Consider the following 15,007-nt stretch of genomic DNA (forward strand, 5'->3'; position numbering starts at 1 on the left):
TGCCCCCGGCCGGCTCTCCTTCGCCCATGACGCCTCGCAGCCCGGCACTGGGACGTGCCACCCGCGTCGCGGCCGGTGCGCTCACAGCGGGGCGTGCCGTGCCGGCCGCCCTGCCCGCCGGCGCGACAGCCACCGGGAGGGCGATGCTCGGCACCGACGTCGTACCCGCGTGGTCCCGGGACCTTCCGCGCGGCGGCACTCGGCTACGTCCCCGCACTGCCGCCCACCCGTGCCTCGACGCAGCCCGCTCTCAACCCGGCACTGCTGCGCGTGGCCGCCGCGCCCGCCGAGGACGTGATCCAGTCGGAGGACCGACCGAAAGCTCGCGCGTTCGTACCCGCGCCCTCGACTCACAGGAGAGCCATGACGACCACGAAGGCGGCCCTCGTCACCGGAGGCGCCAGCGGGCTCGGCCGAGCGGCCGCCCGGAGGCTGCGGAGCGAAGGGGTGAGGGTGACGACCTTGGACATCCACAGCGCCGACGCCTGCGCGGACGTGACAGACGAACAAGCTCTGCGCCAGATCAGCGACGAGATCGGACCGGTGGACATACTCGTCAACTCGGCGGGCGTCGTCGGCCCCAACAAGCCGCTCACGGAGACCACCACCGAGGAGTGGCGCCGGGTTCTCGACGTCAACGTCCTGGGCACGGTGAACACCATGCGAACCTTCGTCCCCGGGATGCGCGCCCGGGGCTGGGGACGCGTGGTCAACTTCGCCAGCATGGCCGGCAAGGACGGCAACCCCAACCTGTCGGCCTACTCCGCGTCCAAGGCGGCCGTGATCGCCCTCACCAAGTCGGCCGGCAAGGAACTGGCCACCAGCGGTGTCCTGGTCAACGTCATCACCCCGGCGGTGATCGCCACCCCCATGAACGACAGCACGGCCCCCGACGTGCTGGAACACATCACCGGCCTCATTCCCATGCGGCGGATCGGACGCCCGGAAGAGGTGGCGGAGCTGGTGGCGTTCCTCGCCTCCGACCGGGTCAGCTTCTCCACCGGCGCGGTCTACGACATCAGCGGCGGGCGGGCGACGTACTGAGAGCTCGCGTCGGCGTGAGGAGCTCGAGCGGCTGCGGCGGGAGAACGCCCAGCGGGTCGTGGTTCTACAAGCACCGCACCCGCCGGCCTTCGCGGCTGTTGCTGCGCGCTGTCGCAGACGGATTCGGGCCGGTCGGTCGGCTCATGGGCTCGCGCGGGGGAAGAGACGTTCGACAGCGGTGACCAGGGCGGCGCGGCGGGCGGCCAGGGACGGGTCCGCGGCCTGTTCCGCCACGACGGCACCGATCTCGCCCTGAGCCGCCCAAGTGGTGGCGATCTGGTTGACCAGCGCGAGTACGTCGACCGGGTCCCAGGCGGGATCCAGCTGCCCCGCTCGCTGCGCCTCGCGCAACTGGCCGATCTTGCGGACCACGGTCTCCCGGACCGGATCGGCCCCGGAGGGGGCGGCGGCACCGGTGAGTTCGAGGCGCCCCCAGGTGATCAGACGGTGGTGGTCGGGGCGGGTGACGGTGAAGTGGTCGAAGAGGAGGCCCGCGTAACCCGGCAGATCGGCCGGGTCCATGGGGGTGGCCTCCGCGACCCGGGTCAGTTCGAGCAGGGAGACGTGGGCGTAGAGCGCCTCCTTGCCGCGGAAGTACGTGTAGACGCGTTCCTTGCTGGTCCTGGCCTGCCTGGCGATGCGGTCCACCCGGGCACCGGCGATTCCATGGCGGGCGAACTCGTCCGTCGCGGCGGCGACGATCCGCTCACGCGTGGAGTCGGCACCTTCCGGAGCGGCGGGCTCGGAGGTCGAGTCGGTCGTGGTGGAGCGAGGCATACGACCAGGATAAGGCGCCGAACCGTTTGGTTTGGCATTCCGGCGGTCGGCGTCTAGAGTCAAACCGAACGGTTCGGTTTGGAAGTGGCCGGACTGGCACTCATGTCAGGAGAGATCTCATGCACCACCGCGACCTCGGCTCACAGGGCCTGCGTGTCTCCGCGCTCGGCCTCGGCACCATGGGGATGACCCTCGCCTACGGCTCCTCGAACGACGACGAGAGCACCGCCACCATCCGCCGGGCCCATGAACTCGGGGTCGACTTCTTCGACACCGCGGAGCTGTACGGCCTCGGCACCGGAAGCAACGAGATCCTGCTCGGTAACGCCGTGAAGGGCTTCCGCGATGAGGTGGTCCTGGCCACCAAGTTCGGTTTCGACATGACCGCGCAGCAGATAGGTGCCGGGTTCGACAGCCGACCGGAGAACATCCGCAAGGTCGCCGAGAACAGCCTGCGCCATCTGCAGACCGACTACATCGACCTCTTCTACCAGCACGTTTCCGACCCCGAGGTACCCGTTGAGGAGGTCGCGGGCGTGGTCGGCGAGCTGATCGCCGAGGGCAAGGTGAAGTACTTCGGCGTGAGTAACGTCGGCCCGCAGTACATCCGTCGCGCCCACGCCGTCACCCCGGTCTCGGTCCTGCAGTCCGAGTACTCGCTCTTCGAACGGGGGGTGGAGGAGAAGATCCTGCCGGTCGTGCGGGAGCTGGGCATCGGCCTGGTGCCGTACTCCCCGCTCGGCCGCGGCTTCCTCACCGGCGTGGTCAAGCCCGCCGCGGAGTACCCGGCGGACGACATGCGCAGCTGGGACGAGCGCTGGCAGGGCGACAACTACACGTACAACCTCAACGCCACCGAGCAGCTCAAGAAGCTTGCCGCAGCCAAGGGCATCACCGCCGCCCAGCTCGCGCTGGCCTGGCTGCTCGCCCAGGGTGACGATGTCGTCCCGATCCCCGGTACCCGCAACGCCGACCGCCTGGCGGAGAACACCGCCGCGGCCGACGTGGAACTCACCGAGGCCGACCTCGGGCAGATCAGGCAGATCCTTCCCCAGGGTTCTGCGGGAAGCCGGTACCCGGCCGCCATGCTGGCCACGATGTCGACCGACTGACTCCAGGACGTGCGGGACGGCTCCCACACACTGAAGTCGGTGGTCGGCGTGAGCTCTTCAGCGCACCGTCATGACCACGGCCGCGGTGATGCCGACGGTGAGAATGGTGACGCGCAGTGCGGTCGCGGGCAGCGTGCGACCCAGCCGGGCGCCGAGCAGTCCGCCCAGTGTCGAGCCGACGGCGATCAGTCCGGCGACGGTCCAGTCGATGTCGGTCGCCGTCAGGAACACGAGGGCGGCGGTGCCGTTGACGATGGCTGCCAGCACGTTCTTGGCGGCGTTGATCCGCTGCAGGCTGTCGTGCAGGAAGCTGCCGAGCAGGCCCACGAGCAGGACACCTTGGGCCGCGCCGAAATAACCTCCGTAGACGCCCGTCGCCGCTACGCCCAGCCACATCGCCGGGCCGCCGTTCTCGCGGCCGGAGGGTCGTGCGCGCAGTCGGCGGTTGAGGCGGGGCTGGAGCAGGATCAGCACGCAGGCGGCCAGGATGAGCAGGGGTACGGCCGACTCGAAGGCGTCGGCCGGCAGCTTCAGCAGCAACAGCGCCCCCACGAGTCCGCCGGTGGCGGAGGCGACACCGAGGCGGACCAGGCGGCGCCGCTGGCCCTTCAGTTCGCGGCGGTAGCCGTAGGCGGCACTCAGGACGCCTGGGATGAGGCCGACGTTGTTCGACACGTTGGCCAGGACGGGCGGGTATCCGAAGGCGAGCAGGGTGGGGAAGGTGATGAGTGTCCCTGAACCGACCACCGCGTTGAGGCCTCCGGCCGCGATGGCGGCTGCCGTGATCGCCACGGCCTGCCAGATGTCCACGCCTCGCCCTTCCTTTCGTACGGCCCGGGTATGCGCCCCCTAGTGTGTGCCCTTGCGGACCTGCTGGTGCCCCCGGGTGGGACTGGAACCGGGGGCACCAGGTCTGGGGGTCAGGCCGTGACGACGACGGGCTGATCGGCCGGGGCGGCGGCGTCTGCGGGCGCGCCGTGGCCGGGGTCCTTGTGGAAGGCGCCGCCCTTCATGATGCCGACGATCCTGTCGCGGTTCTGCAGGACGGTGATGTCCTGGAGCGGGTCGCCGTCGACGAGGATGAGGTCGGCGTAGAAGCCGGGCTTGATCTGCCCGAGTTCGTCGGGCATCCGCATGATCTCCCTGCCGAGCCAGCGTTTGCATCGGGGTGTAGCCGAGGAGTTCGACGAAGTGCTGCAGGTCGCGGGCGTAGGTGCCGTGCGGGGTCCTGGGTGGAGACGGTGGCGACAGCCGTGGTGGACGGCCGGCCCGTCGCCGTCACCGGCGGCAACGACCAGACCGTACGGGTATGGGACCTGACCGACCGGATACAGATCGGTGAGCCTTTGGACGGCCACACCAACGACGTACGCGCCGCAGCGACAGCCGTGGTCGATGGTCGTGCCATCGCCGTCACCGGCGACTTCGACGGGACGGTACGCGTAGGGGACCTGGCCACCGGTCAGCCCGCAGCCGCGCCCCTGGAAGCGCACTCCCAGGTGGGCGCGGTGGTGAAAGCGGTGGTGGGAAGCCGTCTCATGGCCCTGGTCGGCACGGGGGACGGGACGGTGCGGATGTGGGACCCGGTCACCGGCCGGCCAGTCGGCGAACCCCTGAAAGGGCACAGGGGCATGGTCTGGGGAGCGGCGACAGCCGTGGTGGACGGCCGGGCCGTCGCCGTCACCGGCGGCAACGACAGAACCGTACGAGTGTGGGACCTGACCGGGCTCGCGGCGCCCGTCCAGGCGGAACACCGCCCTGTCACCGGACGGGCAACAGAGCGGCGAACTACTCCTACAGCACCCTGACCATCCGCATCCGCGCTCGCCCTCTGGACCTACGGACGGGTCAGCGCACCTGCCGTGCGTACGGTGCCACGGTGATCCGGTCGAGCAGGGGCGCGTAGCGGGAGCGGAGCAGTACCCCCGGGAAGGTGTCCGAGGCGTAGGTGGTGCCGTCGAAGTTCGGTATTTCCTCGGAGCTGAACGTGATCGTGTTCTTCCCCGTCTCGAGCTCGACGGGGACCGTCAGCTCCCAGAAGTTGTTCTGGTGGAAGGTGTGCGGGAAACCGACGCGGCGTGCCGCGCCGCCGTTGACGGTGATGTCGGCGTGGCGGGCGAGGGGGTCGGGGTTGTAGTGGGTGGCTTCGGCCTGCTCGGGGTTGGAGTAGCGGATCCGCAGCGCGTACAGGCCGGCCCGGTCGGCGGTGACGGTGAAGGTCGCCGTGTTGCCGTTGCCCGGGTCGCCGCCGATCCCGGTGATCGCCGTGCCGTCGGTGGCCAGGGAGAGCGGGGTGAGCGAGGCCGTGCCCGCGAGCTTCGCGTCCCGGGCCTCGTAGGTACGCGTCCTGAGCGCATCCGTCGAGGGCGTGACCGTAAGGCGGTCGACGAGTGTGGTGGACGAACCCCCGGTCAGTGTCACCTTGTTGACGCCGCCGGAGAGGGAGACCGCGACGCTGTTTCGGCCCTTGTCCAGGCGCAGGACGTCGTGTCCGCCGACGGAGAGCCGGGCGCCGGTGCCGCCGAGGCTGTCGACGGTGAGGGTGCTCTCGCCGTCGGTGGCGGAGTAGACCCAGAACGTGGCCGTCTGGCCCTTGGCGAGCCGGGCCGCGCCCGAGCCCGTCGTCGCCCGCCTCGGCAGGTCGTAGACCGGACGTGCTCCACCGTGCAGCCAGGCCAACTCACCTTCGTACACCCGCGTGCCGGCCGAAGCCCCCGGCAGCGACAGGGTGAGCCGGTCGACGATGGCGTCGCCCTTGGTGGCCCGCCTGCCGTCGAGGCTCTTCGCGGCGAGCGTCAGGATGTGCCTGCCCTTGGTGAGCTTCACCTTGGTGTCGGTGTGGTCCCAGACCACCCACTTGTAGCCGAGGGGCAGGTACAGCTGCTGCTCGCCGGCCGCGTCCCCGTCCACGCGCAGGAACACGTTGGTGGGGCCCTGCTCCTTCACCTTGTCGTAGGTGTTGAGGGAGTTGGCGAAGACGCTCAGGTCGTAGGCGCCGTCCTCGGGCACGTCCACGGTGAAGTCGAGCGTGACGTCCGAACCGGTGCGCAGTCCGCCGACGTCGTAGCCGCCGGAGGTGTAGAACTTCGACACGTCGCGGGTCGATCCCTCGGGGCCGTTCCTGGAGTAGCCGGACCCGGTGTGGGCGGCGTCCTCCGCCTCGTACGACGCCTGCCAGCGCACGGGCGGTGACTGCGTGCCCGCCGCCTTCCCGGCGGGGCTGAGGACGATCTCGTACGCCGAGGACTCCTCGAGTACCGGCAGCGTGCCGTCGCCGAAGTCGACGGACACCGTACCGTCGGCACCGACGTTCAGGTCCGTCTCCGCCAGCAGCTTCGGACCGGAGGAGTCGCCCACCTGCCCGCTCCACTCGATCTCGCGCACCCAGGCGTGCACCCGCTTGCCGAAGAGCTTCTTCGGGATGTTGTCGAAGGTGATGTGGCCCTTGCCGGTGGACCCGCCGAAGAGCAGCCGGGCCTGCCTCTTCCTCTCATCGAGCGTGGCCACGCCCTGCATGGTGTAGTTCTCGCCGGGGAACGGCGGGGTCACCGTCAGCGTGTGGCCGCTCATCGAGGCGTACGAGTGCAGCAGCCACCACTGGCCGTTGCCGCGGTTGGACTGCACCGCGGAGTCCGACAGGTTGCCGTCGATGTTCCAGTACGCGATGTCGGCGTCCACCTTGGACTCCTCGATGGCGGACACCCACTGGACCATCTGGCCGGGGACGGAGGTGTGGTAGTTGAAGGCGTACTCGTTGATGTTGATGGGGAGTCGGGTGCCCTCGTGGTCGGTTCCCTCGAACAACTCCTTCTCCCATGACCGGTACTTGGCGACGCTCCGGCGCACCGCCTCCGGGTGGCTCAGCTCGTGCCAGGTGATGACGTCCGGGAGCGTGCCGGCGGACAGTGTGTGCGCGAGGAAGCCCTTGACCTGGTCGTACAGGACGCTGGTGTTGGGGCCCGCGATGCGGGCGGCGGGCATCCTGCCCTTGATGAGCCGGTAGGCGGAGTCCCAGGCGGCGAAGTAGGCGGCGGGATCGCTCAGCCAGCTGACCTTGTCGTAGCTCCACGCGCCGGTGCCGAACATGTTGCCCTCGGGCTCGTTGAACGGCACGAAGACGATGTTGTCCTGGTACCGCCGCGGCAGTTGCAGGACCTGGTCGACCTGCTTCGCGATCTTCTCCTCGTAGAGCTTGAGCTTCTCCGCCGGGGTGCCGCCGGGCCACTCGTAGGGGAAGCCGCGGTGGATGTCGGTCATGTAGATGTACACATCGCCGTCGGTGGAGTCGGCCAGCGGCCCGACCACGTCCAGCGCGTCGGCACCGGGGTGCTGGGGGCCGTCCTGGGCCTTGGTGGAGACCGTGCGCAGGCCCATGCCCTCGATGAGGTTGTCGGTGGGGACGTCCGGTCCGTACACGCCGTAGAGGGTGCCGGAGGCGCCGCCGTGGAAGGCGCCGGTGTCCGACGCGAGGTCGACGGTGAGCTGTCCTTCGCGGACCACGGTGACGGTGGCCTTCACCGCGCGCCCGGCCGCGGTTCCGGCCACCGTGAACGTCCCCGCCTCGGCGTACTTCTCGGATGGCACGTCGTCCCAGGTGAGCGGTGTGTCGCGGTCGTAGCCGTCGGAGAAGGAGGCGCGGACCGCGGCCGGCAGGGACGGGGCCGTCCCGGTGGTCGTACGGATCTCGAAGGACGTCCGCGAGAGCTGCTGGAGGCCGGGGAGGTTTCCGACCGTGGCGGCCACCTGCTGGGGGCTGAGCGCGGAGTGCCAGACTGTGAAGTCGTCGATCGCGCCCTTGAGCAGCGGGTCCTGGTAGAAGGACTTGCCGATGTAGCCGGCGGCCGTCGCCGAACCGTCGAGCAGGTCCTTGGCCTTGACGCTCGTCGCGGCGGAGGAGACCGCCACGCCGTCGAGGTAGGTGATGACCCGCTGGGCCGAGGTGTCGAGGGTGACGGTGACGGTCCGCCAACCGTCGGCGGGCAGCGGCGCGTAGCCGGAGACCTGGGCCTCCGCACCGCCTCCGCCGGTGGTCACGGCGGTGCGCAGCACGCTGCCGTTGTACGGGGTGGTGAACAGATACCTGGTGGTGTCGGTGCCCAGGTCGAAGATCCGTTGCCAGGACGAAGTGTCACCGCTCCACTTCACGCGGGCTGAGACCGTCAAGTCGCTTGCGTCGCCCAGTACTTCGCGGGGCAGACGGACATACGCCCCGTCGGAGGTGGGCGCTCCGCCGGGAAGGGCGAGTGCCGTGCCGCCGTCGGCGCCCGCGACGGACCGGGCGGTGGAGCCGTTCACCAGGGTCGCCGTCAGTCCGTTGCCGGAGCTGTCGGTGATCTCGGCGGAGGAGAGGTCGTCCTGGTCGAAGGTGTAGTGCGCCGCGGGCCGGGGCGTATCGGCTGCCCGCGCCGGGACGGCCGGCGCGGCCAGCAGGCCCGCCCCGAGAGCCAGCGCCACGGCGGCCGGGACCCGGCGGCCCTGGGGGGATCTTTCGGTGGGTGGCATGGACTGCGTCCTCAATCCTTGAGTGTCGACGGGCATCGAACCGGTTCGATTGCGTGGGCGGGAAGAAGCGGGGAACGTCCGGGGCGGTGGGGTGGCGGCCCTGTGTGTCCTGGGGGAGGGTGGACCGGGCCTTCGGCTGTCGGAGGGATCGCGGTGTCGAACCGGTTCGGGGAAGCTAGCACCGGGGCTCCCGGCCAGCAATCCCCTGGGCGGAAGGTTTCCGCGCTCCCGTCATGGGTCGGGAAAGTTCGTCCGGCGGTGTTGACAGGGGTGGAGGCAGTTCCTACCTTCACTTCACGCGAACCGGTTCGACAGCGAGACTGGTTCGAACAAGGAGTCGCCATGAACATCGGTGAGATCGCCCGGCGGGCCGGTGTCTCGCGGAGCACGGTGTCGTACGCGCTGAGCGGCAAGCGCCCGGTCTCGGACGACACCCGCCGGAAGATCCAGGAGGTCATCGACGAGCTGGGCTACCGGCCCAACGCCAGCGCCCGCGCCCTGGCCAACGGCCGGACCAGCACCATCGGCCTGGTCTTCCCGCCGGCCGGCAACCACTACACCGGTATGCAGCTGGACTTCATCGGCAGCGTGGTGGAGGCGGCCGCGGTCCACGACTACGACGTGCTGCTCTCCCCGAGCGGCGTGGACAGTGATCGCTCGTTCCAGCGGCTGCTGGGGGAGCGGCGGGTCGACGGCGCGATCCTCATGGAGATCAGGCTGGAGGACGACCGGGTCGATCACCTGGCCGCCCTCGGCTTCCCCTCCGTCGCCATCGGCCGCACCGCCCATCCGGAAGGAGGCTGGTGGGTGGGCCTGGACCACACCGCGCTCGCGGCGGCCTGCGTCCACCACCTGGCGGACCTCGGCCACCGCCGGGTCGCCTTCGTCAACCGGCCCGAACAGCTGCTGCGGGCCGGATACGAGTCCGCGCGGAGGGGCCTCGACGGCTTCACCAAGGCCGCCGCCGAGCGTGGGCTCACCGTGCGGACGTACTGCTGCGGGGACGACGCCGCGTCGGGCCAGGCGTGCCTGGAGCAGATCCTGCACGACGACCCCGCCACCACAGCCCTGGTCACCCTGAACGAGGCCGCCCTGGGCGGTCTCTACCGGGGGCTCGCCCAGGCGGGCCGGCATGTACCGCGCGACTTCTCCGTCACCGGGGTCGTGGCCGGCCGGTGGGCGGAGACCGTGACCCCGCAGCTCACCGCCGCCGACGTACCCGCGGAGGAGATGGGCCGGCGCGCCGTCGACCTGCTGGTGGAGCGGCTCGACCATCCCGACGCGCCGCCCCGGCACCATCTCCTGGCGCCCCCGATCTCTCTGCGGGCCAGCACCGGGCCCGCCGGAGCCGGTACGGCGTCCTGACCGCACCGGCGTAACCCCCTTCACGTCCTTCCCGTAGATCTCCTCACTTCACCGGACGCCCGAACCGGACGCCCGAACCGGACGCCCGAACCGGACGCCCGAACCGGACGCCCGAACCGGACGCCCGAACCGGTCGGCGGCGCCGTTCGACGTGCCCGTTTCTCCTCGCCACCCCGTGCCTCGGCACCCGCATGCCCAAAAAAGGACCCCTCGCCATGAACGTCTCCTCCAGACAGCGGCGTCTGACCGCCGCAGCCCTCACCGCCCTGGCCGTCACCGCCGGTGCCACGGCCTGTTCCTCCGGCTCGGGCAGCACCGACACCAAGGGCGCCGGCAGCGGCACGTACACCGTCTGGGACCCGTACCCGCAGTTCGACAAGAGCTCGGCCTGGGCGAAGCTGCTCGACCAGTGCGGCACGAAGGCCGGCGTGAAGATCAAGCGGACCGGCTTCGACACCAGCGATCTGGGCAACAAGACGCTGCTGGCGGCGCAGCAGGGCAACTCGCCGGACGTCCTCGTCGTCGACAACCCGGTGGTGTCGACCCTGGCCGAGGCGGGCGTGCTCACCACGACCGCGGACAACAAGCTGGACACCTCCCAGGTCGACCCCAACCTGCTCGCCGCCGGCCAGTCGGCGGGCAAGACCTACGGCACACCGATCGGCGCCAACACCCTCGCCCTCTACTACAACAAGGAGGTCCTGAAGGCAGCCGGCGTCGACATCGCCTCGGTCAAGGACTGGACGTCGCTGACGGCGGCACTGGCGAAGGTCGAGAAGGCGGGCAAGAAGGGCATCACGTTCTCGGCGATCGGCACCGAGGAGGGCAGTTTCCAGTTCCTGCCGTGGTTCTGGGGCTCGGGCGCGAAGCTGACCGCACTCGACTCCGACCAGGCCGTGTCCGCCCTCTCCCTGTGGAAGGACTGGCTGAAGTCCGGCTACGCGCCGAACTCGGTGCTCAACAACACCCAGACGACCAGCTGGCAGGAGTTCGCCAGCGGTGACTACGCCTTCGCGGAGAACGGCACCTGGCAGCTCGGCAACGCCGACAAGGCCGGCTTCGACTACGGCGTCCTGCCCGTTCCCGGCGCAGGCGGGGGCAACGCCGCGGCCCCGACCGGCGGTGAGTTCGTCACCGTCCCGGTCCAGGACGACACCGGCCGCTACGCCACCACCCGGAAGCTGGTGACCTGCCTGACCAGCACCGACAACCTCTACGACACCGACACCACCCTGTCCTACGTGGCCCCCACCAGCCGGGTCCAGGACAAGCAGGTGGCGGCGAACGCCGAACTGAAGCCGTGGGTGGACGCCGTCAAGGCGGCCAAGGGCCGCACCAGCGACGACCTCGGGACCAAGTACCCCAAGATCTCCGAGCAGCTGTGGAAGGCCGTCCAGTCCGCCCTCAGCGGGTCCGAGTCGCCCAAGGACGCGCTCGCTTCGGCGCAGGACGCGGCCAAGTGACGTGCGTCCGATGAAGCAGACGACGCATCCGCCGGATCACCGGTCCACGGGCGTGCGGAACGGGGCGGTCACCGCCGCCCCGCCCCCGGCCCCCGGCCCGGAACGCCGCCGGCCCACCTCCCCGCAGTGGGCCGCCTGGGGCTTCCTCACCCCGGTGACCGTCTACCTGGCCCTCTTCTACGCCTATCCGCTCTACCGCAACCTCGACCTGAGCCTGCGCGACTACACCGTCCGCTCGTTCGTCCAGGGCGACGCGCCGTTCACGGGCCTGGCGAACTACCGGACCGTCCTCGACGACCCGACCTTCGCCCCGGCCCTGCTCCACACCGCGGTGTTCACCGCCGTGTGCCTGGTCTTCCAGTACGCCATCGGGCTCGCGCTCGCGGTCTTCTTCCACCAGAACTTCCCGCTGTCGGCGACGTTGCGCGCCCTGTTCCTGGTGCCGTGGCTGCTGCCGCTGATCGTCTCGGCGTCCACCTGGTCGTGGATGCTCAACAGCGAGTCCGGCGTCGTCAACGCCACTCTGCACGCCGTCGGAATCGGGCCGGTGAACTGGCTGACCTCACCGTCGTGGTCGCTGGCCTCGGTGATCATCGCGAACATCTGGATCGGTGTCCCCTTCAACCTGGTCGTGCTCTACAGCGGTCTGCAGTCCATCCCCGGATCGCTGTACGAGGCTGCGGCTCTCGACGGCGCGAACGCATGGCAGCGCTTCTGGCGCGTCACCTTCCCGCTGCTGCGCCCCGTCTCGGCGATCACCCTGCTCCTGGGACTGGTCTACACGCTCAAGGTCTTCGACATCATCTGGATCATGACCAAGGGCGGCCCCGCGGACTCGTCCACCACCTTCGCCACCTGGTCCTACCAGCTCGGCTTCGGCAACCTCCTGCCCGCCTTCGGCCCGGGCGCGGCTGTCGGCAACCTGCTCGTCGTCGCCGCGCTGGTCTTCGGCCTGGTCTACCTACGGGTGCAGAGAAAGCAGGCCCTGTCATGAGCCGAGGCCGCAGGCGTACGTGGGGCAGGACCGCGATCGGCGTCGCGCTGACGGCGGTCATGCTCTTCCCGCTCTACTGGATGCTCAACGTGTCCTTCACCCGCGACCAGGACATGCGCAAGAGCCCACCGGACCTGCTGCCGGTCCACGGCACCCTGGCGGGCTACCGCACCGTCCTCGACGAGCAGTTGCCCTACCTGGGGACCAGCCTCGTCGTCGCTCTGGGCACCGTCGTGCTGACCGTGGCGCTGGGCGCGCCCGCCGGTTACGCACTGGCCAAGCTGCGCCCGCGCGGCGGCGGAGTGCTGGGCTTCGTCCTGCTGGCCGCCCAGATGATCCCCGGCATCATCATGGCGATGGGCTTCTACGCCGTCTACCTCAGCCTCGGCCTGCTCCAGTCCGTCCCCGGCCTGATCGTCGCCGACTCCACCCTGGCCGTGCCGTTCGCCGTCCTCATCTTCACGGCGTTCATGTCCGGTATCCCCGGCGAGCTGATCCAGGCCGCGCAGCTCGACGGAGCAAGGGCCCTGCGGACCTTCTGGTCCGTCGCCCTGCCCATGAGCCGCAACTCCGTCGTCACGGTGTCGCTGTTCGCGTTCCTGTGGTCCTGGTCCGACTTCGTCTTCGCCGGCACCCTGGTCAACGGCGGCGCCCATGAGCCGATCACCCTGGGCATCTACCACTACATCGGCAACAACAACCAGCAGTGGAACGCCATCATGGCCACCGCCGTCGTGGCCTCGCTGCCCGCCGCCGTGATCCTCGTCCTCGCCCAGCGCTACGTCGCGGCCGGCGTGACCGCCGGCGCGGTCAAGGACTGAGCCCCCCCCGATCCGGCCACGACGGCTGACCCCCCCGTGCGTCAGTCGACGTCGCCTCCTGCCCCAGAAACGAGTCACGCCACATGACCGCCGCCCCGTCCGGCCCGGCCTTCTCCGTCCACGACATCCCGTTCAGCACCTACGGGTCCTGGTTCGACATCTCACCCGTGGTGGCGGAGAAGACCCACGCCGAGGACCTTCACCTCGTCTCGCACCAGAACGGCATGCACGCCGTCCTGCGTCTGATGCCCGTGGACCCGGCCACCGGAGAGCGGGCCGCCACCCGCGTCGAGGCGACACCCGGCCTGCTCGCCTGGACCGGCGACAGCGGGCACATCGACCTCGCCTACGCGTCCGCGGACACCGTTCGGCTGCGGGGGAGCGGGCTGGGTGTCGGCGTCCTCGCCACCGCGTACACCCTGACCCCGTTCACCGGAACGTACTTCTTCCACGACCCGGCGGCGCGGGCGCACGTGTTCACGTCGTACGAGACCGGACGCCGCTACCGCGTCACCGTGCTGTCCGGCACCCTCGCGGCACCGACCGGAGAACAGGCCCTGGGCGGCGGGGACCGCGGTCTCACCGTGGCGGCGCAGGCGGACGGGACCTGGGAGATCGCGATCGAGGAACTCGACGCCGCCCGCCCGCCGTACGCGTCCTCGGCGACCTTCGACGACATCGTGGCGTCCGTTCGGGACGCGTTCGCGGAGTTCGTCGACGCGGTGGCCCCCTGGCGCTCGTCCGCCACCCCGGCCGCCGAACTCGCCGCCTACGTCGTATGGTCGGCGACCGTCCGCCCGGCAGGCCTGGTCACCCGGCCCGCCGTGCTGATGTCCAAGCACTGGATGGACAAGGTCTGGAGCTGGGACCACTGCTTCAACGCCCTTGCCCTGGCCCCCGGTTGCCCCGGACTGGCCCTGGACCAGTTCGCCCTGCCCTTCGACCACCAGGACGACAGCGGCGCCCTGCCCGACTCGGTCACCCACTCCGAGGTCCTCTACAACTTCGTCAAGCCGCCCATCCACGGCTGGACCTTCGGCCGCCTGCGCCGCCGCCTGCCGACACCTCCCAGCCAGGGCGAACTCCGCCAGTCGTACGCCCGGTTGGAGCGCTGGACGGACTTCTGGCTCACCGCGCGCAGAGCCCCCGACGCCCAACTGCCCTACTACCAGCACGGCAACGACAGCGGCTGGGACAACGCCACCACCTTCGACCCCGAGCGGGTGGTCGTCACCGCCGACCTGACCGCCTTCCTCGTTCTCCAGCTGAACGAACTCGCCGAACTCGCGGTGGAGTTGGGCCAGCCGGAGCAGGAGCGCCGGTGGACGGCCGCCGCCGAGGAGTTGCAGAAGGCGCTGCTCGACCAGCTCTGGACCGGCGACCGGTTCGTCGCCCGCGGAGCGGCCACCGGGGACACCTGGAGCGGCTCCAGCCTCCTCGATCTCATGCCCATCGTGCTCGGCGAACACCTGCCCGGCGAGGTCAGCAGCGCGCTGGCCGACCGGATCAAGGCCCATCTGACCCCGTACGGTCTGGCCACCGAACTGCCCACCTCACCGCACTACCTCTCCGACGGCTACTGGCGCGGCCCCATCTGGGCCCCCGCCACCGTCCTCGTCGAGGACGGCCTGCGCCGCGCCGGCCACCAGCGCCTCGCGGACGACATCAGCGCCCGCTTCCGCGCCCTGTGCGAAACGCACGGCTTCGCCGAGAACTTCGACGCCCTCACGGGAACGGGCCTGCGCGACCGCGCCTACACCTGGACCGCCAGCAGCTACCTCCTGCTGGCCGAAGCACACGCACACCGAGAAGGCCGCTGAGCGGCCGCCTCCCGTCGGCCCCGGGGCCGATCGAGCCCCGGTTCCTCCCCCTCCCCTCAGGAGCCGCACCATGAATGCGCGCGGAACCCTACCCAGGTCAAGACCCCGT

The 15,007-nt window shown here is 70.2% G+C and carries 12 protein-coding genes; 8 read left to right on the forward strand and 4 right to left on the reverse strand.

Features of this window, described 5'->3' with window-relative positions; translation table 11 throughout:
• Positions 1-363 precede the first annotated feature (363 nt).
• Positions 364-1,044: an SDR family NAD(P)-dependent oxidoreductase gene (locus ABZ464_RS41585; protein WP_359287068.1), complete on the forward strand. Its 681-nt coding sequence runs from the start codon at positions 364-366 to the stop codon at positions 1,042-1,044.
• A gap of 141 nt (positions 1,045-1,185) precedes the next feature.
• On the opposite strand, the gene ABZ464_RS41590 is transcribed toward ABZ464_RS41585, so the two are convergent.
• On the reverse strand, positions 1,186-1,821 hold the full coding sequence (locus ABZ464_RS41590; protein ID WP_359287070.1) for a TetR family transcriptional regulator: 636 nt from the start codon (positions 1,819-1,821) through the stop codon (positions 1,186-1,188).
• A gap of 119 nt (positions 1,822-1,940) precedes the next feature.
• On the opposite strand from ABZ464_RS41590, the gene ABZ464_RS41595 reads away from it, so the two are divergent.
• On the forward strand, positions 1,941-2,933 hold the full coding sequence (locus ABZ464_RS41595) for an aldo/keto reductase (RefSeq protein ID WP_359287072.1): 993 nt from the start codon (positions 1,941-1,943) through the stop codon (positions 2,931-2,933).
• A 57-nt stretch (positions 2,934-2,990) separates the two neighbouring features.
• On the opposite strand, the gene ABZ464_RS41600 is transcribed toward ABZ464_RS41595, so the two are convergent.
• Positions 2,991-3,743: a sulfite exporter TauE/SafE family protein gene (locus ABZ464_RS41600; RefSeq protein ID WP_359287074.1), complete on the reverse strand. Its 753-nt coding sequence runs from the start codon at positions 3,741-3,743 to the stop codon at positions 2,991-2,993.
• Between the two features lie 110 nt (positions 3,744-3,853).
• Entirely contained in the window at positions 3,854-4,063 is a 210-nt protein-coding gene (locus ABZ464_RS41605) for an amidohydrolase family protein (protein ID WP_359287076.1), read from the reverse strand.
• A gap of 111 nt (positions 4,064-4,174) precedes the next feature.
• Here ABZ464_RS41605 and ABZ464_RS41610 point away from each other — a divergent pair, with 111 nt between their 5' ends.
• Entirely contained in the window at positions 4,175-4,741 is a 567-nt protein-coding gene (locus tag ABZ464_RS41610; RefSeq protein ID WP_359287078.1) for a hypothetical protein, read from the forward strand.
• A 40-nt stretch (positions 4,742-4,781) separates the two neighbouring features.
• On the opposite strand, the gene ABZ464_RS41615 is transcribed toward ABZ464_RS41610, so the two are convergent.
• Positions 4,782-8,435, reverse strand: a complete 3,654-nt coding sequence (locus tag ABZ464_RS41615; protein ID WP_359287080.1) for a LamG-like jellyroll fold domain-containing protein — start codon at positions 8,433-8,435, stop codon at positions 4,782-4,784.
• A 342-nt stretch (positions 8,436-8,777) separates the two neighbouring features.
• Here ABZ464_RS41615 and ABZ464_RS41620 point away from each other — a divergent pair, with 342 nt between their 5' ends.
• The 5 genes from ABZ464_RS41620 to ABZ464_RS41640 all read left to right on the forward strand — a co-directional run bounded on the left by ABZ464_RS41620 (position 8,778) and on the right by ABZ464_RS41640 (position 14,898).
• Entirely contained in the window at positions 8,778-9,800 is a 1,023-nt protein-coding gene (locus ABZ464_RS41620; protein ID WP_359287082.1) for a LacI family DNA-binding transcriptional regulator, read from the forward strand.
• Positions 9,801-10,015: 215 nt separating this feature from the next.
• On the forward strand, positions 10,016-11,263 hold the full coding sequence (locus ABZ464_RS41625; protein ID WP_359287084.1) for an extracellular solute-binding protein: 1,248 nt from the start codon (positions 10,016-10,018) through the stop codon (positions 11,261-11,263).
• A gap of 10 nt (positions 11,264-11,273) precedes the next feature.
• Positions 11,274-12,257, forward strand: coding sequence for a sugar ABC transporter permease (locus ABZ464_RS41630; protein ID WP_359287086.1), 984 nt, complete (start codon positions 11,274-11,276; stop codon positions 12,255-12,257).
• Positions 12,254-13,078: a carbohydrate ABC transporter permease gene (locus ABZ464_RS41635; RefSeq protein WP_359287088.1), complete on the forward strand. Its 825-nt coding sequence runs from the start codon at positions 12,254-12,256 to the stop codon at positions 13,076-13,078. Before ABZ464_RS41630 ends, ABZ464_RS41635 begins: the two co-directional genes overlap by 4 nt.
• 83 nt (positions 13,079-13,161) lie before the next feature.
• The gene (locus ABZ464_RS41640; RefSeq protein ID WP_359287090.1) at positions 13,162-14,898 is read left to right on the forward strand and encodes a trehalase family glycosidase; all 1,737 of its coding nucleotides are present in this window, start codon (positions 13,162-13,164) and stop codon (positions 14,896-14,898) included.
• Positions 14,899-15,007 lie beyond the last annotated feature (109 nt).

This window comes from Streptomyces sp. NPDC005820 (assembly GCF_040630255.1).
In the GTDB taxonomy this organism is placed as follows: Bacteria; Actinomycetota; Actinomycetes; order Streptomycetales; family Streptomycetaceae; genus Streptomyces.

Bases quoted from the DNA above. Each gene is read 5' to 3' on its own strand.
- ABZ464_RS41585 (WP_359287068.1), top strand. From the start codon at position 364: ATGACGACCACGAAGGCGGCCCTCGTCACCGGAGGCGCCAGCGGGCTC.
- ABZ464_RS41590 (WP_359287070.1), bottom strand. From the start codon at position 1,821: ATGCCTCGCTCCACCACGACCGACTCGACCTCCGAGCCCGCCGCTCCG.
- ABZ464_RS41595 (WP_359287072.1), top strand. From the start codon at position 1,941: ATGCACCACCGCGACCTCGGCTCACAGGGCCTGCGTGTCTCCGCGCTC.
- ABZ464_RS41605 (WP_359287076.1), bottom strand. From the start codon at position 4,063: ATGCCCGACGAACTCGGGCAGATCAAGCCCGGCTTCTACGCCGACCTC.
- ABZ464_RS41615 (WP_359287080.1), bottom strand. From the start codon at position 8,435: ATGCCACCCACCGAAAGATCCCCCCAGGGCCGCCGGGTCCCGGCCGCC.
- ABZ464_RS41620 (WP_359287082.1), top strand. From the start codon at position 8,778: ATGAACATCGGTGAGATCGCCCGGCGGGCCGGTGTCTCGCGGAGCACG.
- ABZ464_RS41625 (WP_359287084.1), top strand. From the start codon at position 10,016: ATGAACGTCTCCTCCAGACAGCGGCGTCTGACCGCCGCAGCCCTCACC.
- ABZ464_RS41630 (WP_359287086.1), top strand. From the start codon at position 11,274: ATGAAGCAGACGACGCATCCGCCGGATCACCGGTCCACGGGCGTGCGG.
- ABZ464_RS41635 (WP_359287088.1), top strand. From the start codon at position 12,254: ATGAGCCGAGGCCGCAGGCGTACGTGGGGCAGGACCGCGATCGGCGTC.
- ABZ464_RS41640 (WP_359287090.1), top strand. From the start codon at position 13,162: ATGACCGCCGCCCCGTCCGGCCCGGCCTTCTCCGTCCACGACATCCCG.